The organism is Flavobacterium sp. LPB0248, from assembly GCF_013388355.1.
GTDB lineage: Bacteria > Bacteroidota > Bacteroidia > Flavobacteriales > Flavobacteriaceae > Flavobacterium.
This window is the reverse complement of the sequence record NZ_CP058246.1, coordinates 1436343-1458867: the sequence shown is the minus strand read 5'-3', so window position 1 is coordinate 1458867 and position 22525 is coordinate 1436343. Positions and strand designations below refer to the sequence as shown.

13 protein-coding genes are annotated in these 22525 nt (G+C 34.0%); 8 read left to right on the top strand and 5 right to left on the bottom strand.

The window, feature by feature from the left end; all coding sequences use genetic code 11:
• The first annotated feature begins 224 nt into the window (after window positions 1-224).
• The 3 genes from rpoC (at window position 225) to LPB248_RS05975 (ending at window position 5947) form a co-directional block, all read left to right on the top strand.
• Complete coding sequence (rpoC, locus tag LPB248_RS05985) at window positions 225-4535, top strand: DNA-directed RNA polymerase subunit beta' (protein WP_177210639.1); 4311 nt, start codon at window positions 225-227, stop codon at window positions 4533-4535.
• Window positions 4536-4545: 10 nt separating this feature from the next.
• Window positions 4546-4857: a DUF3467 domain-containing protein gene (locus tag LPB248_RS05980; protein ID WP_055094614.1), complete on the top strand. Its 312-nt coding sequence runs from the start codon at window positions 4546-4548 to the stop codon at window positions 4855-4857.
• A gap of 352 nt (window positions 4858-5209) precedes the next feature.
• On the top strand, window positions 5210-5947 hold the full coding sequence (locus tag LPB248_RS05975; protein ID WP_177210638.1) for a hypothetical protein: 738 nt from the start codon (window positions 5210-5212) through the stop codon (window positions 5945-5947).
• A 94-nt stretch (window positions 5948-6041) separates the two neighbouring features.
• On the opposite strand, the gene LPB248_RS05970 is transcribed toward LPB248_RS05975, so the two are convergent.
• A complete protein-coding gene (locus LPB248_RS05970) occupies window positions 6042-7634 on the bottom strand; it encodes a peptide chain release factor 3 (protein WP_177210637.1) in 1593 nt (530 codons plus the stop codon).
• A gap of 148 nt (window positions 7635-7782) precedes the next feature.
• Complete coding sequence (locus tag LPB248_RS05965; RefSeq protein ID WP_177210636.1) at window positions 7783-9225, bottom strand: alpha-amylase; 1443 nt, start codon at window positions 9223-9225, stop codon at window positions 7783-7785.
• A 490-nt stretch (window positions 9226-9715) separates the two neighbouring features.
• Between LPB248_RS05965 and LPB248_RS05960 the strand changes: the two genes are divergently transcribed.
• The 4 genes from LPB248_RS05960 (at window position 9716) to LPB248_RS05945 (ending at window position 17722) form a co-directional block, all read left to right on the top strand.
• A complete protein-coding gene (locus LPB248_RS05960; protein ID WP_177210635.1) occupies window positions 9716-11146 on the top strand; it encodes a peptidylprolyl isomerase in 1431 nt (476 codons plus the stop codon).
• Between the two features lie 78 nt (window positions 11147-11224).
• Window positions 11225-12178 carry an AAA family ATPase gene (locus LPB248_RS05955; RefSeq protein ID WP_177210634.1) on the top strand — a complete coding sequence of 318 codons (954 nt, stop codon included), beginning with the start codon at window positions 11225-11227 and terminating at the stop codon, window positions 12176-12178.
• A gap of 380 nt (window positions 12179-12558) precedes the next feature.
• Window positions 12559-15330: a bifunctional aconitate hydratase 2/2-methylisocitrate dehydratase gene (locus tag LPB248_RS05950; protein WP_177210633.1), complete on the top strand. Its 2772-nt coding sequence runs from the start codon at window positions 12559-12561 to the stop codon at window positions 15328-15330.
• 127 nt (window positions 15331-15457) lie between these two features.
• Window positions 15458-17722 carry an aconitate hydratase gene (locus tag LPB248_RS05945; protein WP_177210632.1) on the top strand — a complete coding sequence of 755 codons (2265 nt, stop codon included), beginning with the start codon at window positions 15458-15460 and terminating at the stop codon, window positions 17720-17722.
• Between the two features lie 70 nt (window positions 17723-17792).
• Here the strand turns inward: LPB248_RS05945 and LPB248_RS05940 are convergent, their stop codons facing one another.
• The gene (locus tag LPB248_RS05940) at window positions 17793-19172 is read right to left on the bottom strand and encodes a carboxypeptidase-like regulatory domain-containing protein (protein WP_255463026.1); all 1380 of its coding nucleotides are present in this window, start codon (window positions 19170-19172) and stop codon (window positions 17793-17795) included.
• A gap of 245 nt (window positions 19173-19417) precedes the next feature.
• Between LPB248_RS05940 and LPB248_RS05935 the strand changes: the two genes are divergently transcribed.
• A complete protein-coding gene (locus LPB248_RS05935) occupies window positions 19418-20569 on the top strand; it encodes a peptidoglycan endopeptidase (protein ID WP_177210631.1) in 1152 nt (383 codons plus the stop codon).
• Here the strand turns inward: LPB248_RS05935 and LPB248_RS05930 are convergent.
• Together LPB248_RS05930 and LPB248_RS05925 are read right to left on the bottom strand one after the other, a co-directional pair.
• On the bottom strand, window positions 20566-20955 hold the full coding sequence (locus LPB248_RS05930) for a response regulator (protein WP_177210630.1): 390 nt from the start codon (window positions 20953-20955) through the stop codon (window positions 20566-20568). The genes LPB248_RS05935 and LPB248_RS05930 overlap by 4 nt on opposite strands.
• Complete coding sequence (locus tag LPB248_RS05925) at window positions 20945-22369, bottom strand: sensor histidine kinase (RefSeq protein WP_177210629.1); 1425 nt, start codon at window positions 22367-22369, stop codon at window positions 20945-20947. Before LPB248_RS05925 ends, LPB248_RS05930 begins: the two co-directional genes overlap by 11 nt.
• Window positions 22370-22525 lie beyond the last annotated feature (156 nt).

The following is a 22525-nucleotide window of genomic DNA, read 5'->3' as shown; positions in this document are numbered from 1 at the left end:
GACTGTTTACTAAATGTTAGAAGTTTTTAAAGATTTATACCCGTAAACCGTTCCGATTTTTTATAACAATGCAAGGCATTTTATAACTAGCACTTCAAATAAGAATTTGAGGTTTAGAGAAGTAACCCGAGGTAGTAGCTGAATGATTAACTCTTATCTTTTTAAGAGTAGATTATAAATCTAAATTCAATTTTTTAATTGCAAATAAATCAATAGTAAAAACTATGATGAATAACAGAAACAATAATAAAGATAAGAATCCAGTAAAAAGATTTAACAAAATTTCTATTGGATTGGCTTCACCAGAATCTATCTTGAAAGAATCAAGAGGAGAGGTTTTAAAGCCAGAAACTATTAACTATAGAACTCACAAACCAGAGCGTGACGGACTTTTCTGCGAAAGAATCTTCGGACCGGTAAAAGATTTCGAATGTGCTTGCGGTAAGTATAAAAGAATTCGTTACAAAGGTATCATCTGTGACCGTTGTGGTGTTGAAGTTACTGAGAAAAAAGTACGTCGTGATAGAGTAGGACACATCAACCTTGTTGTGCCAATTGCTCATATCTGGTATTTCCGTTCTCTTCCAAACAAAATTGGTTATATCCTTGGTCTACCATCTAAGAAATTAGATATGATCATTTACTACGAAAGATACGTGGTAATCCAAGCAGGTATTGCTAAAAATGCAGATGGAGAATCTTTACAAAGACTTGATTTCTTAACTGAAGAAGAATATTTGAATATTTTAGATACTCTTCCACAAGAAAATCAATATTTAGATGATTTAGATCCAAATAAATTTGTTGCCAAAATGGGAGCAGAATGTATTATGGATTTATTAGCTCGTATTGACTTAGATGCTTTATCTTATGAACTAAGACACAGCGCTAACAATGAGACTTCTAAACAAAGAAAAACTGAAGCTTTAAAAAGATTACAAGTTGTTGAATCTTTCCGTGAGTCTAATGAAAACCGCGAGAACCGTCCAGAATGGATGATCATGAAAGTGGTTCCAGTTATCCCACCAGAATTACGTCCGCTTGTGCCACTTGATGGAGGTCGTTTTGCAACTTCAGATTTGAACGACTTATACCGTCGTGTAATCATCCGTAACAACCGTTTGAAAAGATTAATGGAGATTAAAGCTCCAGAAGTTATCTTAAGAAACGAGAAACGTATGTTGCAAGAATCTGTAGATTCATTATTCGATAACACACGTAAAGCTTCTGCTGTTAAGACAGAATCTAACAGACCATTAAAATCATTATCTGACTCATTAAAAGGTAAGCAAGGACGTTTCCGTCAAAACTTACTTGGAAAACGTGTGGATTATTCTGCTCGTTCGGTAATTGTCGTTGGTCCAGAGTTAAAATTATATGAGTGCGGATTGCCAAAAGATATGGCTTCTGAGTTATACAAACCTTTCGTTATCCGTAAATTGATTGAAAGAGGTATTGTAAAAACAGTAAAATCTGCTAAGAAAATCATTGACAAAAAAGAGCCAGTAGTTTGGGATATTTTAGAAAACGTAATTAAAGGACACCCAGTATTACTGAACCGTGCTCCTACTTTGCACAGACTTGGTATTCAGGCTTTCCAGCCAAAATTAATTGAAGGAAAAGCGATCCAGTTACACCCATTAGTATGTACGGCTTTCAACGCCGATTTCGATGGTGACCAGATGGCGGTTCACTTACCATTAGGACCAGAAGCTATTTTAGAGGCACAATTATTAATGTTGGCTTCTCACAATATCTTGAACCCTGCAAATGGTGCTCCAATTACTGTACCTTCTCAGGATATGGTCTTGGGTCTATACTATATGACCAAAGAGCGTATTTCTACAGAAGATCACATTATTTTAGGTCAAGATTTGACTTTCTATTCTGCTGAAGAAGTAAACATTGCATTGAACGAAGGAAGATTAGAATTAAATGCTCGTGTGAAAATTAGAGCAAAAGATTTTAATGACGCTGGAGAATTAGTGTACAAAATCATTCAAACAACTGCAGGACGTGTATTATTTAACGAAGTAGTACCTGAAGCAGCTGGATATATCAATGACGTATTGACTAAGAAAAACCTTAGAGATATTATTGGACACATTTTAAGTGTGACTGATGTACCTACAACGGCAGCTTTCTTGGATAATATGAAAGATATGGGGTATAAATTTGCATTTAGAGGAGGTTTATCATTCTCTTTAGGTGATATTAGAATCCCAGAACAAAAAACGAAGTTAATTGCAGATGCTAGAGAGCAAGTTGAAGGTATTTCAACTAACTATAACATGGGTCTTATCACAAATAACGAGCGTTACAACCAAGTTATTGACGTATGGACTTCAGCAAATGCTCAGTTAACAGAATTAGCAATGAAAAATATTAGAGAAGACCAGCAAGGTTTCAACTCTGTATATATGATGCTTGACTCTGGGGCGAGGGGTTCTAAGGAGCAGATTCGTCAGTTAACTGGTATGCGTGGTTTGATGGCTAAGCCTAAAAAATCTACTGCTGGTGGTGGTGAGATCATTGAAAACCCGATTCTTTCTAACTTTAAGGAAGGTCTTTCGATCCTTGAGTACTTCATTTCTACTCACGGTGCTCGTAAAGGTCTTGCGGATACGGCTCTTAAAACGGCCGATGCTGGTTACTTGACAAGAAGACTTCATGACGTTTCTCAAGATGTTATTGTTAACATCGAAGATTGTGGAACTTTAAGAGGTGTTGAAGTTGCTGCATTGAAGAAAAATGAGGAAATCGTTGAATCTTTAGGAGAGAGAATTCTTGGACGTGTTGCATTACAAGACGTTATCAATCCTCTTACTAACGAAGTAATGGTTAAATCTGGAGAGCAAATTACTGAAGCAATTATGAGAACTATCGAAGCTTCTCCAATTGAAAAAGTAGAAGTTCGATCTCCATTAACTTGTGAAGCTTTAAAAGGTATTTGTGCTAAATGTTACGGTAGAAACTTAGCTACTGGTAAGATGACACAAAGAGGTGAAGCTGTCGGAGTTATTGCAGCTCAGTCTATTGGAGAGCCAGGTACACAGTTAACACTTCGTACGTTCCACGTTGGAGGGGTTGCTGGAGGTATCTCTGAAGAGTCTAGTATTGTTACAAGATTCGCAGGTAGACTTGAAATTGAAGATTTAAAAACAGTTAAAGGAGAAGACGGAGAAGGTAACTCTGTTGATATCGTAGTTTCACGTTCAACTGAGTTAAAATTAGTTGACGAGAAAACTGGAATTGTTTTAAATACGCATAACATTCCTTACGGTTCTAGTATCTTCGTTGGAGATGGAGAAACTGTAGCTAAAGGAACTGTAATCTGTAAATGGGATCCATATAACGGTGTAATTGTTTCTGAGTTTACTGGTAAGATTGCTTACGAAGATTTAGAGCAAGGACAATCGTTCATGGTTGAGATCGATGAGCAGACTGGTTTCCAGGAAAAAGTAATTTCTGAGGCTAGAAACAAAAAATTAATCCCAACTTTATTAGTTTATGGTAAAGAAGGTGAATTGATTCGTTCTTACAACTTACCAGTAGGTGCACACTTAATGGTTGAAAATGGCGAGAAAATTAAAGCAGGTAAAGTATTAGTAAAAATCCCACGTCGTTCTTCTAAAGCAGGCGATATCACGGGAGGTTTACCAAGAATTACTGAGCTTCTTGAGGCTCGTAACCCTTCTAACCCAGCAGTTGTATCTGAAATTGATGGAGTTGTATCTTTCGGTAAAATCAAAAGAGGTAACCGTGAGATTGTTATTGAGTCTAAATTTGGTGAGATTAAAAAGTATTTAGTTAAACTTTCAAGCCAAATCTTAGTACAAGAAAATGACTTCGTAAGAGCGGGAGTTCCATTGTCTGACGGTGCAATTACACCAGATGATATCTTAAGAATTCAAGGTCCAGCTGCTGTTCAACAGTACTTGGTAAATGAAATTCAAGAGGTTTACCGTTTACAAGGGGTAAAAATTAATGATAAGCACTTTGAGGTTGTAATTCGTCAAATGATGCGTAAAGTAAGAGTTGAGGATCCAGGAGATACTTTATTCTTAGAAGATCAATTAATTCATACTAAAGACTTTATTGTTCAAAACGATAAATTATATGGTATGAAAGTGGTTGAAGATGCAGGAGATTCTTCTGTATTGAAACCTGGTCAGATCATTACACCTCGTGAATTACGTGATGAAAATTCATTATTGAAACGTACAGATAAAAATCTTGTTGTAGCAAGAGACGTAATTACTGCAACTGCAACGCCAGTTCTACAAGGTATTACAAGAGCTTCGTTACAAACTAAATCATTCATTTCTGCGGCTTCATTCCAGGAGACAACGAAAGTACTTAACGAAGCTGCAGTAGCTGGTAAAGTAGATGATCTAGAAGGATTAAAAGAAAATGTAATTGTTGGACACAGAATTCCTGCGGGAACTGGTATGAGAGAGTACGATAACACTATCGTAGGATCTAAAGATGATTACAACGAAATGATGGCTAATAAAGAAGAATACATTTATTAATTAGGAAACTATGAGTAATCCGAAACAACAGCAAGAGCAAATTAATATTGAGTTGGACGAAACTATTGCAGAAGGAATTTATTCTAATCTTGCAATTATCAATCACTCATCATCAGAGTTTGTTTTAGATTTTGTAAGCATTATGCCAGGTATTCCTAAAGCCAAGGTAAAGTCAAGAATTGTCTTGACACCACAACATGCTAAAAGATTATTAAAAGCAATTGGTGAAAATATCCATAGATTTGAGGCAGCTCATGGCGAAATCAAAGAAACGGAACAAGCACCAATTCCGCTTAATTTTGGTCCAACTGGACAAGCATAAATTTTTAAAAGCCCCTTTTTTAAGGGGCTTTTTTTATGACTTATGGAAAAAGAGCATTTTATCGGATTTAATTTACTTTAGTCGGGTAATTTTCTTTTCAAGAAAGTATTTATTTAACTTGCTATAGCCTAAAAAAGATTAAATTTTGAAATATAATGACTTAGTAAGGTTGATTAATTCAAATTATAAAAAAGCGCTAATTTAAGTATTAGCGCTTTTTTTATGTTTGAAAAAGTGGTCGTTATACTGAGCATTAATTTTTTTTTTTTTGTTCTCCCAACCTTTTTATAAAATCAATACTCTATATAAATAATAAGCTTCTCGAAAGTTTTTAACTTATATATAATAGAGTATGAAAAAGAAATTCACCCTAGAAATTGCAACTCCTTGTTCTGAAAATTTTGATAAAATGATTCCAAACTCACAGGGTTCATTCTGTAATTCATGTATGAAGAATGTAATTGATTTGAGTAAAAGAACGAATTCTGAAGTTGCGAAGTTTATTTATGAAAACAAGGATGCAACTATTTGTGCAAGATTGAAAACGACGCAATTGGAAGAAGAATTTGTATATAATGAAACTTCTAAAATTAATACTTTAAAGTATGCTACAATTGCTGCATCTGTTTTGTTGGCATCAAATCTTGCGGCGCAAGAAAAAGAACCTATTAAAACAGAAATTAGCTGTTCGAAACCAAATGTGTATACAGTAGTAGGTAAAGTGGCTTACAATCAAATTCAAAATGAAGAAGTTTTAATAATAATTACAGGGAAATTATTAGAAGCAAAAACCAACAAACCTTTTGACAGAAAGACTTATTCTAATTTAATGATTGCTTTTAATGGCTCACAAAATCCTGCAAAAGTAAATTATAAAACAGGAGAGTTTTCTATAGAATCCAAGGTTCTAAAGAAGAGTAAAACGTTAATGGTTACAATCACGGCTAATGATTATTACCTTTCAAAAGAGATATCTTTTGACATGAAATCAGCTAAAAATAATATTTTAATGAAAAATATAATTATTGGTTCAGAAGAACTTAACAGAATATATATTGCCGGCGGATTAGGAATTAATTATACTAGGTAATATTCAAATTTACATATTGGGGGATGTAAATGAAAAAAGGCTGTCTAAATAAAATTTGACAGCCTTTTTGTTTTTTTATCTAAAGAAAGTTCATTTAATCAAACTCGGATGTAAAATACAATTTCACAGTTGGATATTTGCTTTGTGTCATTTGAATCGTAAAATCTGAATCAGCTAGGAAAACCAATTGTCCGTATTTATCGTGAGCCAAGAATTTTTGCTTGATACGTTTAAATTCTTTGAATTCTTCATTTTTAGCATCATCAGGTTTTACCCAGCAAGCTTTATGTACAGGGAAGTTTTCGTATGTACATTTTGCACCATATTCGTGCTCCAAACGGTATTGAATTACCTCATACTGAAGTGCACCAACAGTTCCGATAACTTTACGGTTGTTCATTTCTAAAGTAAACAACTGAGCGACTCCTTCATCCATTAACTGGTCAACTCCTTTTTCCAATTGTTTCGCTTTCATTGGATCAGCATTATTGATGTATCTAAAGTGTTCTGGAGAGAAACTAGGAATACCTTTAAAGCTCATGATTTCGCCTTCAGTTAAAGTGTCTCCAATTTTAAAGTTTCCTGTATCGTGCAAACCTACAATATCACCTGGATAAGAAATATCAACGATTTCTTTTTTCTCAGCGAAAAAGGCATTCGGGCTTGAGAATTTTAAATTTTTCTTTTGGCGAACGTGGTAATATGGTTTGTTTCTTTCGAAAGTTCCAGAAACGATTTTGATGAAGGCTAAACGGTCACGGTGTTTTGGATCCATGTTTGCGTGGATTTTGAAAACAAATCCAGTCATTTTCTCTTCAGTAGGTTCAACTGTACGAGTTTCAGAATCTTTTGGTCTTGGAGATGGTGCAATTGTAATGAAACAATCTAACAATTCACGAACACCAAAATTATTCAAAGCAGAACCAAAGAATACGGGCTGAATTTTTCCATCTAAATAATCTTGACGTTCAAATTTTGGATAAACCTCATCAATCAATTCTAACTCTTCACGAAGTTTATTAGCTGCTTTTTCACCAACAATTTTATCCAATTCTGGATTGTTCTGAACATCAGAAAAAGCAATTGTTTCTTCAATGTTTTTACGGCTGTCTCCACTGAAAAGGTTAATGTTTTCTTCCCATAAATTGTAGATTCCTTGGAAATCATAACCCATTCCGATTGGGAAACTTAGAGGCGTTACTTTTAAACCTAATTTTTGTTCTACTTCATCCATTAGATCAAAAGCATCTTTACCTTCACGATCTAATTTATTGATGAAAACAATCATCGGAATGTTACGCATTCTACAAACAGCAACCAACTTTTCAGTTTGTTCCTCAACCCCCTTTGCAACGTCAATCACGACAATTACACTATCGACAGCGGTTAAAGTTCTAAAAGTATCTTCTGCAAAATCCTTGTGTCCAGGAGTATCAAGAATGTTGATTTTTTTATCTTTATAATTAAAAGCAAGTACAGAAGTAGAAACCGAGATACCTCTTTGGCGTTCGATTTCCATAAAGTCACTCGTTGCTCCTTTTTTAATTTTATTATTTTTTACCGCTCCAGCTTCCTGAATAGCCCCTCCAAATAACAGTAATTTTTCCGTTAATGTAGTTTTACCAGCATCGGGATGCGAGATAATTCCAAATGTTCTTCTGCGTTGTATTTCTTTTAAAAAGCTCATATTTCGTATAAATAGGTTGCAAAAGTACTATTAAATACGGCTTTATAAAAATATTCACTTCTTAAATTTGGGAAGTCTTTATCATTAGGTGGCTTTTTAGAAAAAAATAAGGCTGTTTTACAACAGCCTTAAATAGTCATTTTTAAAATTACTGATTAATTGACCAAATTGAATATCCTTTTGGGGGACATTGTATTTTTACCCATTTATCTGCTTGAGTAGTTGGGTACCAAGTTGAGTTTCCTGTAAAATCTTTAATTTGAGTATTGGTCCAGTTGGTCTGAATCCATCTTTCTTGCCAAACATCTGAGTTGTTGATGTAAACAACTAATCCTGGATTTCCGTTGTAACCGTTTCTTCTTGCAACATATTCATCATTGTCAGAATATAAAATAGAAGTTGTTCCGGTTGCTTTATTATTGTGAATCCAGATTAGATTATTCAGTTTGTTTTTGTCTAGCCATTCTTCATAATCTCTGTAGAAAATGGTTGGATAGCCTTCGTGTGTTAAGATGTAGGAGTAAGCTAACATTTTGCTCCAAATTTCATCAGTATCATGATTGGTTACAAAAGTTACTGCTTTGTACGGATTTCGTTTCCACATCATATCATCATTCAATAATGCCAAATTATTCCCGTCAAAAGCGTCATTCATTTTGTAATAGCATGCAAAGTCAAATACAGAACTATTTGCGGCGTTTGCCCAATCATTCAAGACGTTTACATTTGAATCCCACAATTCTCCAACAGAAAACCCGCCAACATTGGCATTCCATGCATTTACTACCCAAGCGCCAAAACCTTTTACGTAGTCGAATCTCCAGCCATCAAATTTCATAGTGTTTTTATAATATTTACCAACTCCGTCAGTACGTAACCATAGCCAGTTCTGAACATTTGGTGCAGCATGGCATAAATCAGGAAACCCTCCAAAAGAACCTTCGTCATTATTTCCGTAACTGTTTTTATAAAAATCATTATAGTTACGAGGAAATTTACCGGAAGCAACTCCTGTAAAATTAGTCCAAGTATTTGTTCCTGTGAATGGATTTGCTTCAGATTGCCCGCCGCTATTATGATTGATTACAATATCTGCATAAACTTTTATGTTCTCGTTGTGAGCTGCGGTAATTAAATTTACTAATTCGGTTTTAGACCCGAAACGAGTTTCAATACTTCCATTCTGATTGTAATCACCAAAATCAAAGTAATCTGTTGGATCATATCCCATAGAAAATGCTCCATTCTGTGCTTTAGAAGCTGGCGGAAGCCAAATTGAGCCAATTCCGGCATTACCCCAAGCGGTAACTTTACTGCTTACGGTATTCCACCAATTTCCACCAGAAGGGACGTCCCAATAAAAAGCTTGCATCATAACACCGCCGCCTGGGTTATCAACATATTTTCCAGTCGAAGATGAATTAGAAGTCCCTGTGCTAAATGGTTTTCCATCGTGATGTGTAACATCAATAACTTTAAATTTTTGGCTTTCGGCTTTTGAGTCAGATTCGTTTGTTTCATTTTGTGAACACGAATACAATAGTCCCATAAATGCCGCAATAAGGCATAATTTTAAAATAGGTTTTTTCATAATAGATTCGGTTTAGTTAAATAGTAAGTTTTGTAATTGATAAAATTCAGGTCTAAAAAGGCGAATATTATTGTTTTTTAATACTGTAAATTATTAATTACGCATCTAAAGTAATTTTTTTTTGATATAACTTTATTTTGTAAGAAAATTATTTGCAACGAAAACGTTGTAGTGTTGAGAACTTTTTTTAGAGTGCTAATAATTAAGAGTTTATTTAGCGCTTAAATTTGAAAAATGAAACCAACTTAAAAATTTGTCTTTCATTAAATTACGATAATGAAAATGGTTCATTTTGCTTGAGTGTAAAGAACTATCCTATAATTTTTTGTTAATAGTATATCGGATAGTTGGATTATGTAATTGAATTGTTATTTTTGTTCGTTATAAGTTACGAAAGAACTATACTTTAATTATTTATGTTTAAGTTGAACATACATAATTTCAGAGGGATTATCTAAAACAGGCTTACATTCAAATAAAAATTAAAATAATGTTATTAAAAAAATTACAGCTAAAAACAATTGATTTCAAGTTTGCACTAACAATTTGTTTTTTTCTTTTTTTTACTCCAATTATCACAGCGCAAGAAGTTATTCCTGATGTTGTAGCTCAAAAACCAGTTGAAACTCCTTCTGGCGGGAAATTGAAAATCGATGGAATTATTGCGACAGTAGGAGATTATATTGTTTTAGATTCTGATATCGATAAAGGATTTTTAGAAATTACTGCTCAAGGCGGATCTATAAAAGATATTACAAGATGCCAGATGCTTGGTAAACTGTTAGAAGATAAATTATATGCTCACCAGGCTATTCAAGATAGTATTATTGTGAGTGATGCCGAAGTTAGAAGTATGATGGACGAGCGTCTAAATTATATGACGCAGCAAGTTGGTGATATCAATAAAGTAGTTGAGTACTATAAAAAAAGTTCTGTAGAAGAGTTTAAAACTTATTTTGCAGATATCTTGAAGGAGCAAAAACTTGCTCAAGAAATGAGAGATAAGATCGTAAAAGATGTTGAGATTACTCCAGAGGAGGTTCGTAATTTCTTTAAGAAAATTCCAAAAGATGAATTGCCAACTTTTGGAGCTGAAATGGAGGTAGCACAAATTGTGGTAGAGCCTAAAATTTCTAAAGAAGATAAACAGAAAGTTATCGATAGATTAAATTCAATAAGAAAAGATGTTCTTGAGGGATCTAGTTTTGCTACAAAGGCAGTTTTATATTCTCAAGATCCAGGATCTGCTCCAAATGGAGGATACTACAAAATGACAAGAAAAACTCCTTTTGTCAAAGAATTTAAAGATGTAGCTTTTAGTTTGCAGGCAGGAGAAATTTCAGAGCCATTTGAAACGACCTTTGGATACCACATTATCATGGTAGAAAAAATTAAAGGGCAGGAAGTTGAACTTCGTCATATCTTAATTGCTCCAACGGTGTCAGAAGCAGCTCTAAAAGAAGCGAAAGAAAGAATTACCAATATTAGAAATAAAATCGTTAATAAAGAATTGACTTTTGCAGAAGCAGCAAGAACAGAATCTGACGAAAAGGAAACTAGAACAAATGGTGGAACATTGGTGAACCCAACAACGCAAGATACTCGTTTTGAGTTGACTAAAATGGATCCGACTTTATATAGCCAAGTTTCAAATTTAAAAGGAGATGAAGTTTCTCAGCCGCTTTTAAATACAGATGATAAAGGTAAAAAAACGTATAAGTTAATTACGGTTACAAACAGAATTGATGAGCATACAGCTGATTATGCTAAGGATTATACTAAGATCAAAGAATTGGCATTAAAGGAAAAACAGATTAACGCAATTGCAAAATGGTTTGATACTAAAATTAAAGATACTTACATCAAGATCATTGGAGAATATAAAGATTGTTCTTTTGCGAACAACTGGCTAAAAAAATAAGTTTTAATAAATAAATAAAAAGAGTTAGTTTTATGATTTCATAGAATTAACTCTTTTTAATTTTAAATACATTCATAAATGTCTGACGTAGCAGCAATTCACAATTTAGTTCAAAAAAGAAACGAATTAAAAAAAGAAATAGCGAAAATCATTGTAGGGCAAGATGCCGTTGTAGATCAAATTTTACTTTGTATATTTTCTGGGGGACATGCACTTTTAATTGGAGTTCCAGGTTTGGCAAAAACCTTAATGATAAATACTCTGTCTCAGGCTTTAGGTCTGGATTTTAAGAGAATTCAGTTTACGCCAGATTTAATGCCTTCGGATATTTTAGGAAGCGAAATATTGGATGAAAATAGAAATTTCAAGTTCATTAAAGGTCCAATTTTCTCTAATATTATTTTGGCTGACGAGATCAACAGAACGCCACCAAAAACGCAAGCGGCTTTGTTAGAAGCTATGCAGGAGAGATCGGTAACTATTGCAGGACAGCATCATAAGTTAGATTTGCCTTATTTTGTTTTGGCAACTCAAAATCCTATTGAGCAGGAAGGAACTTATCCTTTGCCTGAAGCGCAGTTGGACCGCTTTATGTTTGCTATCAAATTAGAATACCCGACTTTTGAAGAAGAAGTTCAAGTTGTGAAACGAACAACTTCTGATGTTAAAACAGAAATTAACCCGTTATTTACTGCGCAGGAAATTATCGATTTTCAGCATTTAATCCGTAGAATCCCAGTTGCAGATAACGTTATTGAATATGCCGTAACTTTGGTGAGTAAAACGCGTCCAGATAATAGTTTGACTAATGATTTTGTAAAGAATTATTTAGACTGGGGAGCAGGACCAAGGGCTTCGCAAAATTTAATTCTTGCTGCAAAAGCACACGCAGCTTTTAATGGAAAGTTTTCGCCAGATATTGAAGATGTTCAGGCTGTGGCAACGGGTATTTTAAGACATAGAATTATTAAAAATTATAAAGCTGATGCCGAAGGTATAACAGAAGAGGTAATTATTAAAAAACTAATGTAAAATCTAAAATTTGCATTTATAGAAATCCTGACAATTTATTGTCAGGATTTTTTGTTTTCAGAGACTCGAAAAAGCTCTTCAAGATGACGTTTTAGATCCCAACTATAACGTTATAATTGCTTATTTAGAAAGATTCTTTGCGAAATTAGATGTAAAAACTTACTTGCTTTATAACATTGAATTTCGACTTTGTTAAAGAAAAGATTTTTAAATATTAATAATTCATTATTTTAATATAAAATTGATTTTTTGGCAAAAACAAACACTGAAAATCGTTTTTTAACAATAATAATTTTTGAAAAGGCTTGTTCTATTAAATTTTTTTTAATTATCGTCTTTAATGCTTAAATTTGCCTCAAAAAAATAAATCCGCTTTTATTATGAATATTTATCAGGATTACATTCAAGAAATTGAAGAAAGAAAAAATCAAGGGTTACACCCTAAACCAATCGATGGAGCTGAATTATTAAGCGAAATCATTTCCCAAATTAAAGATGCAGATAACGCACATCGCGAAGACTCTCTTAAGTTTTTTATTTACAATACATTACCTGGAACTACAAGTGCCGCAGGTGAAAAAGCAAAGTTTTTAAAAGAAATTATTCTTGGTCAATCAGTAGTAAAAGAAATCACTCCAGCTTTTGCTTTTGAGTTGCTTTCACACATGAAAGGTGGACCGTCTATCGAAGTATTACTTGATTTAGCTTTAGGTAATGACGCTGCAATTGCAAAAGAAGCGGCGAAAGTACTAAAAACACAAGTTTTCCTTTACGAAGCAGATACAGATCGTTTGGTAGAGGCATTCAAAAATGATAATGCAATTGCAAAAGAAATCCTTGAAAGTTATGCTCAAGCTGAGTTTTTTACAAAACTTCCAGAAGTAGCCGACGAAATTAAAGTGGTTACTTTTATTGCTGGTGAAGGTGATATTTCAACAGATTTACTTTCTCCAGGAAATCAAGCGCACTCTCGTTCAGATCGTGAACTCCATGGTCAGTGTATGATCACTCCTCAAGCGCAACAAGAAATTAAAGCGTTACAAGCACAACATCCTGATAAAAGCGTAATGTTAATCGCTGAAAAAGGAACAATGGGAGTTGGTTCTTCTAGAATGTCAGGTGTAAACAACGTGGCGCTTTGGACAGGAAAACAAGCAAGTCCTTATATTCCATTCGTAAATATTGCTCCAATTGTTGGTGGAACAAACGGAATTTCTCCAATTTTCCTAACAACTGTAGATGTTACTGGTGGTATTGGTTTAGACCTTAAAAACTGGGTTAAAAAAGTTGATGCGGAAGGAAATGTTATTCGTAACGAAAACGACGAGCCAATTCTTGAGCAAACTTATTCTGTTGCTACAGGAACTGTTTTAACTATCAATATTAAAGAGAAAAAACTTTATAATGGAGATCAGGAATTGATCGATATTTCTAAAGCATTTACTCCTCAAAAAATGGAATTTATCAAAGCGGGTGGTTCTTACGCTATCGTATTTGGTAAAAAACTTCAAACATTAGCAGCTAAAGTTTTAGATATTGAGGCTCCGCTTGTATACGCTCCTTCAAAAGAAGTTTCTCACGAAGGACAAGGTCTTACAGCAGTTGAAAAAATCTTCAACAAAAATGCTGTTGGTATTGCTCCAGGTAAAGTATTGCACGCTGGTTCTGACGTTCGTGTAGAAGTTAACATTGTAGGTTCGCAAGATACTACAGGTTTAATGACTGCTCAGGAATTAGAATCTATGGCAGCTACTGTGATTTCGCCAATTGTTGACGGTGCTTACCAATCAGGTTGTCATACTGCTTCAGTTTGGGATAAAAAAGCACAAGCTAATATTCCTAAATTGATGAAATTTATGAACGATTTTGGTTTGATCACAGCTCGTGACCCAAAAGGCGTTTATCATGCAATGACTGACGTTATCCACAAAGTACTTAACGATATTACTATTGACGAGTGGGCAATCATTATTGGTGGTGACTCTCATACAAGAATGTCAAAAGGTGTTGCTTTTGGTGCTGACTCAGGAACTGTTGCTCTTGCATTGGCTACTGGTGAGGCTTCAATGCCAATTCCGGAGTCTGTAAAAGTTACTTTCAAAGGAGATATGAAAGGGTATATGGACTTCCGTGATGTTGTTCATGCTACTCAAGCTCAAATGCTTCATCAATTTGGAGGAGAAAATGTATTCCAAGGAAGAATCATTGAGGTTCACATTGGAACATTAACTGCTGACCAAGCCTTTACATTTACAGACTGGACTGCAGAGATGAAAGCTAAAGCTTCTATTTGTATTTCTGAAGATGATACTTTAATCGAATCATTGGAAATTGCTAAAGGCAGAATCCAAATTATGATCGACAAAGGAATGGATAACGAGAAACACGTTCTTCAAGGATTGATCAATAAAGCTGATAAGAGAATTGCTGAAATTAAATCGGCAGAGAAACCAGCTTTAACTCCAGATGCAAATGCTAAATATTATGCTGAAGTTGTAGTTGATCTTGATCAAATTGCTGAGCCAATGATCGCCGATCCAGACGTAAATAATGCTGATGTTTCTAAACGTTATACTCACGATACAATTAGACCATTATCTTTTTACGGTGGAGAGAAAAAAGTGGATCTTGGATTTATTGGTTCTTGTATGGTTCACAAAGGAGATATGAAAATCCTTGCTCAAATGTTGAAAAATGTAGAGGCACAAACAGGAAAAGTAGAATTTAATGCTCCTCTTGTAGTTGCTCCTCCAACTTATAACATTGTTGATGAGTTGAAAGCAGAAGGTGACTGGGAAGTTCTACAAAGATATTCTGGTTTCGAGTTTGACGATAATGCTCCAAAAGGTGCAGCACGTACAGAATACGAAAATATGTTGTATTTAGAGCGTCCAGGATGTAACCTTTGTATGGGTAATCAAGAAAAAGCAGCAAAAGGAGATACTGTAATGGCAACTTCAACTCGTCTTTTCCAAGGTAGAGTTGTAGAAGATAAAGAAGGTAAAAAAGGAGAATCATTGCTTTCTTCTACGCCAGTTGTAGTTTTGTCTACAATTTTAGGAAGAACTCCAACATTAGCAGAATATACAACTGCGGTTGAAGGTATTAACTTGACTAAGTTTGCACCTTCTAATAAATCGTTAGTAATGTAATCTTACGATTATTAATATATCAAAAGCCCGAGCGATAAACTCGGGCTTTTTCTTTTTTAACTCTCCTATTTTTTGTAACTTGTCATGTTCAAAATAAAATAAAAAAACAAAAAATAATATAGAACTTATGGCTTTTGATATCGAAATGATTAAAAAAGTGTACGAAAACATGCCAAATCGTGTTGATAAAGCACGAGAGATTGTTGGACGTCCACTTACGTTGACAGAGAAAATTTTATACAACCACCTATGGGATGGAAATCCGACAAAGGCGTTTGGCAGAGGAGTTGATTATGTTGATTTCGCACCAGATCGTGTTGCGTGTCAAGATGCAACGGCACAAATGGCATTATTGCAGTTTATGCATGCAGGAAAATCTAAAGTGGCAGTACCGACAACGGTTCACTGTGATCACTTGATTCAGGCAAAAGTAGATGCTGCAACCGATTTGGCTAGAGCAAAAACACAAAGTAATGAGGTTTTTGATTTCTTATCGTCTGTTTCTAATAAATACGGAATAGGTTTTTGGAAGCCAGGAGCTGGAATTATCCACCAAGTAGTACTTGAAAATTATGCTTTCCCAGGAGGAATGATGATTGGTACCGATTCTCATACTGTAAATGCAGGTGGTTTAGGAATGGTGGCTATTGGTGTTGGTGGAGCAGATGCTGTAGATGTTATGTCTGGAATGGCTTGGGAGCTTAAATTTCCTAAATTGATTGGAGTTAAGTTAACGGGTAAATTATCAGGATGGACAGCGCCAAAAGACGTTATTCTTAAGGTGGCTGGTATTTTGACTGTAAAAGGAGGAACTGGTGCTATAGTTGAGTATTTTGGAGAAGGTGCAACTTCTATGTCTTGTACAGGTAAAGGGACTATTTGTAATATGGGAGCCGAAATTGGAGCTACAACTTCTACTTTTGGATATGATGCTTCTATGGGGCGTTACCTGCGTTCTACAAATAGAGCCGATGTTGCCGATGCAGCAGATAAAATTGCTCCATATTTAACAGGAGATCCAGAAGTTTACGCAAACCCTGAAAAATATTTCGATCAGGTTATCGAAATTGATTTGTCTAAATTAGAGCCACACTTAAATGGACCTTTTACGCCAGATTTGGCTACTCCAATTTCTAAAATGAAAGAAGAAGCAATCAAAAATAACTGGCCATTACAAATTCAAGTTGGTTTAATAGGGTCTTGTACAAACTCTTCTTATGAAGATATTTCGCGTGCAGCTTCTTTGGCAAGACAGGTTGCAGATAAAAACTTAAAGACAAAAGCCGAGTTTACTATTACTCCAGGTTCTGAAGTAGTTCGTTCAACTATAGAAAGAGACGGATTTATCGATACTTTCCATAAAATTGGTGCAACTGTTTTTGCTAATGCCTGCGGACCATGTATTGGTATGTGGGATAGAGAAGGGGCAGAAAAAGAAGAAAGAAATACAATTGTTCACTCTTTCAATCGTAACTTCTCAAAGCGTGCAGATGGTAATCCAAATACGTTAGCTTTTGTAGGTTCTCCAGAGTTGGTAACAGCGATGGCGATTGCTGGTGATTTAGGCTTTAACCCATTAACAGATACATTAATCAACGAAGATGGCGAAGAAGTTATGCTTGATGCTCCAACAGGAGACGAGCTTCCTTCTAAAGGTTTCTACGCCGAAGATCCAGGATTTCAGGCTCCAGCAGCAGATGGTTCAAATGTACAAGTTGTGGTCAATCCAACATCTGAGCGATTGCAACTATTAGCTCCGTTTGATGCTTGGGATGGTAAAAATATTACAGGTGCTAAATTGTTGATCAAAGCATTCGGTAAATGTACAACCGACCACATTTCTATGGCGGGTCCATGGTTGCGTTTCCGCGGACATTTGGATAATATTTCTAATAATATGCTAATTGGTGCGGTAAATGCTTATAATCAAAAAACAAACTCAGTTAAAAATCAATTAACTGGACAATATGATGCTGTTCCTGCTGTAGCTCGTGCATACAAGGCAGCTGGAGTTCCGTCTATCGTAGTTGGAGATCATAACTACGGAGAAGGTTCTTCTCGTGAGCATGCTGCGATGGAGCCTCGTTTCTTAGGTGTTAAAGCGGTATTGGTAAAATCTTTTGCTCGTATCCACGAAACAAACCTTAAAAAGCAAGGTCTTTTAGGTTTGACATTTGCAAATGAAGCAGACTATGATAAAATCCAAGAGGATGATACTATTAACTTCTTAGATTTAACAGAATTTGCTCCAGGAAAACCATTGACATTAGAATTTGTTCATGCAGATGGCACCAAAGATATTATTTTGGCTAACCATACGTATAATGAAGGACAAATTGGATGGTTTGTTGCAGGTTCTGCATTAAACTTAATTGCGGCTGGAAAAGCTTAATTTTTAGATTTATATATTTTAAAATGCCCTGTTTTTACAGGGCATTTTTTATTATAATTAATTTGGCTTGCTAGTTTGCGGTAGATAAGCTCAAGCCAGATGATAAAACTTTGATGTGATTGAGTTGTGTTTTGTCAAATTCTTCTATGTCAATGCTGTAAATGTTTTGAGAAGGAGTGTTTGAGAAGTCATCTTGAAGAGTTCCGCCAAGTATGTATAATTTGTTGTTGTAATAATGCATGCTAGAACCTTTTAATTGAATATCAACCAGATATTCCTTTAATTGTTTTGTTTTAATATCATAAAGATATACCTGATTGTTTTCAAAGAAATAAATTATATTTTCATGAAAGGTTACAGCTGGTCTTTCTAATCCTGCAAATAATTCTCCTTCAGTCTGCCATTTTTCAGTTTTTAGATCAAAGGTTTCAATTTGAGATAAAGGGGTGTCATTGTTTCCGCCAATTAAATAAATTTTATCAGCTATTAGAACGCCCGAAGTTTCTTTGGCTACTGGCATACTTGCAAGTTCATACCAATAGCCAGAAGTGATGTTGTATAGGTGTACTTTATTTGTAAATGTCTTTTTGTCTTTATCATTCATTTTTATTGAGCCTCCAATTACAATTATATTGTCATTGTAGGTAAATGAAGCAGCATTAGATGCTTGATGTGGATTTGTTTTATCAATTGTAATGCTTTGTTTTTTAGTATCAAACACCTCGATCTCATTTTGTAAGTATTCGAAAATTCCATTGTCAGAGATTTTTTTTCCTCCTAAAATATAGATTTTACCGTCGTAATAATTGAGGTTGTGATAAGCTCTTTTTTTGAATTTTAGATTTGACTCTTCCCAGGAATTATTTTGTATGTCGTATACCAGTAATTTTTCTTTATAAGAGAAATAATTTGGATTATTGCGAATTTCTCGAAGGTAATCTTTTAAAGTAAAATCCGGTCGTTCTCGTTTGACTTTTTCCCAAGGATCTGTCTTATAGCTTGCATCTCCGCCTATAATATAGATTTTACTGTCTTGTAAAATTGATCCAAAAGAGGTAATTCTATATTGTAAAGGAGCTAATTTGGTTGTGTTCAGTTTAGATTTTAATCTTAATTTGTGATTTTTAGTAATAACTAAGCCTTCTAAATTTTCTATAGTTTCTTGCAGAAAAATTTTGAAGTCTGCTTTTTTTAAATCGCTTAAAGCAATTTTTATAGTGATAAATCCAATATGCGAAAATTGTAAACTATCTTGGTCTTTGAAATTAGAGGGGAGTTTTAAAGTGAATTCGCCATCGCTATTCGTTAAAGTTCCAAAACTTCCTGATATGCTAGTAATGTTAGTGTCTTCTAAAGCTGTTTTGTTTTTTTTAGAAAGAACCATTCCTTTTATAATTTGCGCATTTGTAATAAAAGGAAAGAAAATAATGAGATAGAATAGCTTTTTCAAAATATCTAGGTTTTTTATTAGGTTAAATTTAATAAAAAAATATATGTTTTGTAAAAAACTGCCTTTCAAAAAGTTGAATTAATTTCTATGCCGAGACTGTTAATTCGAGGTAAAATAATTGTTAAAAACACAGGTTTTTTTACATTAAAAAGTTAAATTCGCTTTTTAGGCAATATATTTGTCTTTTTTGAGTTCAGATTATGATATAACATTAAAAAAAGGGTAAAAACTTTTAAATAGGGAGTATGGTTTACAGGTTAATAATAGTATTGTTTTTTTTCAGTGTAGGAGCTTTGGCGCAGGATAATTTTATTAAGCACAAAATTTCACAAGGAGATAATCTTTCTGTTATTGCTAAAAAATATGGAGTAAAAGTAAAAGACATTGCAGACGCAAACCCAAATGCTCCTAAAATATTAAAACTAAATTCAACCCTTTTAATCCCGAATAAAAATAAAACCACTGCAAAAGTAAAGGCTAAAAATGTTGAGGTTGCAGTAAATAATAACACTTCTAATACTTCTGGTACTCATGAAGTAGCTTCTAAAGAAACGCTTTGGGGAATTTCTAAAAAATATAATGTCTCTGTTGATGATTTAAAGAAAGCAAATCCACTTTTGGAAACAGAAGGGCTGAAAATTGGACAGCAGATTATTATTCCTTCGGATGTAGCTTTAGTAAATGAAAAACCAATCGAAACTAATGCTGAGGTGGTATCGACAGATGTAGAGCTTATTAGGGAAGTGAAGTCGAAAGAAACAAAATATGGCATCTCAAAAGAATATGGTATTACAGTTGCAGAGTTAGAACGCCAGAATCCTTCAATTAAAGGGAAAGTTCCTGTTGGATATTTACTGAAAATTCGTGTTCCAAAAGAAAAAGCAGATGCAATCCAAGCAGCAAAAACATCGCAAGATACCAACGTCCAAACCGATATTTCTTCTAGTCAAATAGCAGAAGCAACTCAGGAAATAAAAAGAGATTCAACTCTTGTAAGAACGGGGAATTATTCTGTATTAATTGATCAGCTTATCGCAAGCGCGACAGAGAATATAGGCACGAGATATAGATCAGGGGGAACAACAAAAGCAGGTTTTGACTGTTCAGGATTAATGTTTTGTACTTTTGGCAATTTTGATATTAAACTTCCTAGAAGTTCAATAGAGCAATCTCGAATAGGGACAAAAGTAGCTTCAGACGAGGCGCAAAAAGGTGATTTAATTTTCTTTAGAACCAATGGTAGACGCCATATCAATCACGTGGGTATGGTTGTTGAAAATGTTGATGGTGAAATTAAATTTGTACATTCTTCCACTCACGGCGGCGTGATGATTTCTTCAACAAAAGAACCATATTACACAAGGGCTTTTTCTCAAGTAAACCGTGTTTTGAATTAAGCTTCAAGAAATACACTTTTCAATATCTCTAATCTAAAAGGTTTATTCCAGAAATCAGAGACATACTTGTTTTCTTTTACTTTCTTGATTTCATCGCTATCTAAAGTAGAAGAAAGAACAAAAATTTCAATATTTTGTTTTATATCTTCTGGCAGCTGATCAAATTCTTTCAAAAATTCAAATCCATCCATAATGGGCATCTGAATGTCTAAAAGAATAATCAATGGATTTTGGTTCTGATTTTTTAGTAACCAATTCATTCCTTCTTTTCCATTATTGGCTATATAAACAGGATTAATGTCGAGCCCTTTTTTAAGCAGTTTTTTAGTGACAAATTGATCAATCAGATTGTCTTCTATAATTACAAATTGAGATCTATACGGCATATGAATTTGGTATTGTTACTATAAATTTACTTCCAACTCTGTTTTCAGAAAAAACGGAAATATCTCCTCTAATATTTTCAACTGCTTCTTTTACGATATACAAACCTAATCCAGAGCCTTTGTTTTTGTTTGTTCCAAAATACATGTCAAAAATATTAGCTTTATGATCGTCATGAATCCCGATTCCATTATCGGATACTTCAATTTTATTTAAGCCTTCGCTAAAATAAGTTCTTATGGTTATAAACATTTCTTGTTTGTTGCAATCTGCATACTTTATGGCATTTGAAAGCAAGTTGTTGATAATGATTTTCAAACGAAGACCGTCGCTTTCAATTTGATCAACTAAAAGTTCTTGTGTAAATTTAATTCTGTTAGCATTTTCGATATGCATTAATTGTAAAATAGCTTCGTTACACAATTCTTTCAGGCTTACCGGTTCCATTATTACTTCTTTTCTTTTATTTTTAGAATAATCAATAATATCACTAATGAACTGATCTTGTCTGGCAAGACTTTGATGCATCATTTGTAAATAGTCTCGAACTTGTTCTACATCATCTTCCAATGCTGTTATTTCAATAAGACCTTTTAATGAAGTAATGGGAGATCTCAAGTCATGTGAGGCGCTGTAAACAAATCGGTCTAATTCGCGATTTACTATAATTAGGTTTTCATTTTTTACCTCAGTTTCTTTTTTTGAAATCAATAACCTTTTGACCATTATTGAATAATACAAACAAACACTGCAGATTATTATCAGAATGAAAAAGATGTTTGTAATAATGAGTAGATCCTTTATTTTTCGAGTTCCTTCGCCAAGTGTATTTGAGAAATTACGCTGATTAATGGTTAATTGGTCACTTATTGTACTAATTTCGTTTAAATATTTTTTTTCATCTTCTGGGCTTAATAAATTGCGCTCTATTTTGGCATTGATCTGCTGTCCGACAACAAATAAGTCAAAAATTAATTTATCTCCTTTTCCCCATTCTTTGATCGCTTTAGATAGAAAACTTACATCTTTAAAGTTGTCAAATAACCAGATAATATCATCAAGGTCATCTTCGTTATTTCTCCCAATCAGAAATCCCTTTCTTGCAATCTTATTATCTCCAGCTTTCAAAAGTGTAATTCTTGCAATGCCATCTCCTTGAGGCACTTTTAATTCTTCAAGATACAATTTCCATTGCATTGGGTTTTTGGTAAATAAATAAGTAATTAAATGTCTTGATGCATCTTTTTGTCCTTTTGAATAATGTGATTCTCCGTTGACATATGCTCTGTTGGCCGATAAGATTTTAATCGTGAAAAAATTGATGCAGATTAATAATGCACAGGAAATAAAAACAATTAAAATAAGGATGAAAACATTTGGGAAACGAAAGTTTTTTAAAGCTTGCAGTTTAGACATAATCTTAAAATTAGTAGGTTGATAAAAAAGTTTCCTTTTCGTGTTTTTTACAGATTTAATCAAAGAAAAACGGGGAAATTGGTCTTTGTAAACATTAAACACTTGTTAAGATATTTTGCTATTTTTAATTGCTGTTAAAATGATTCTCTCAAATAT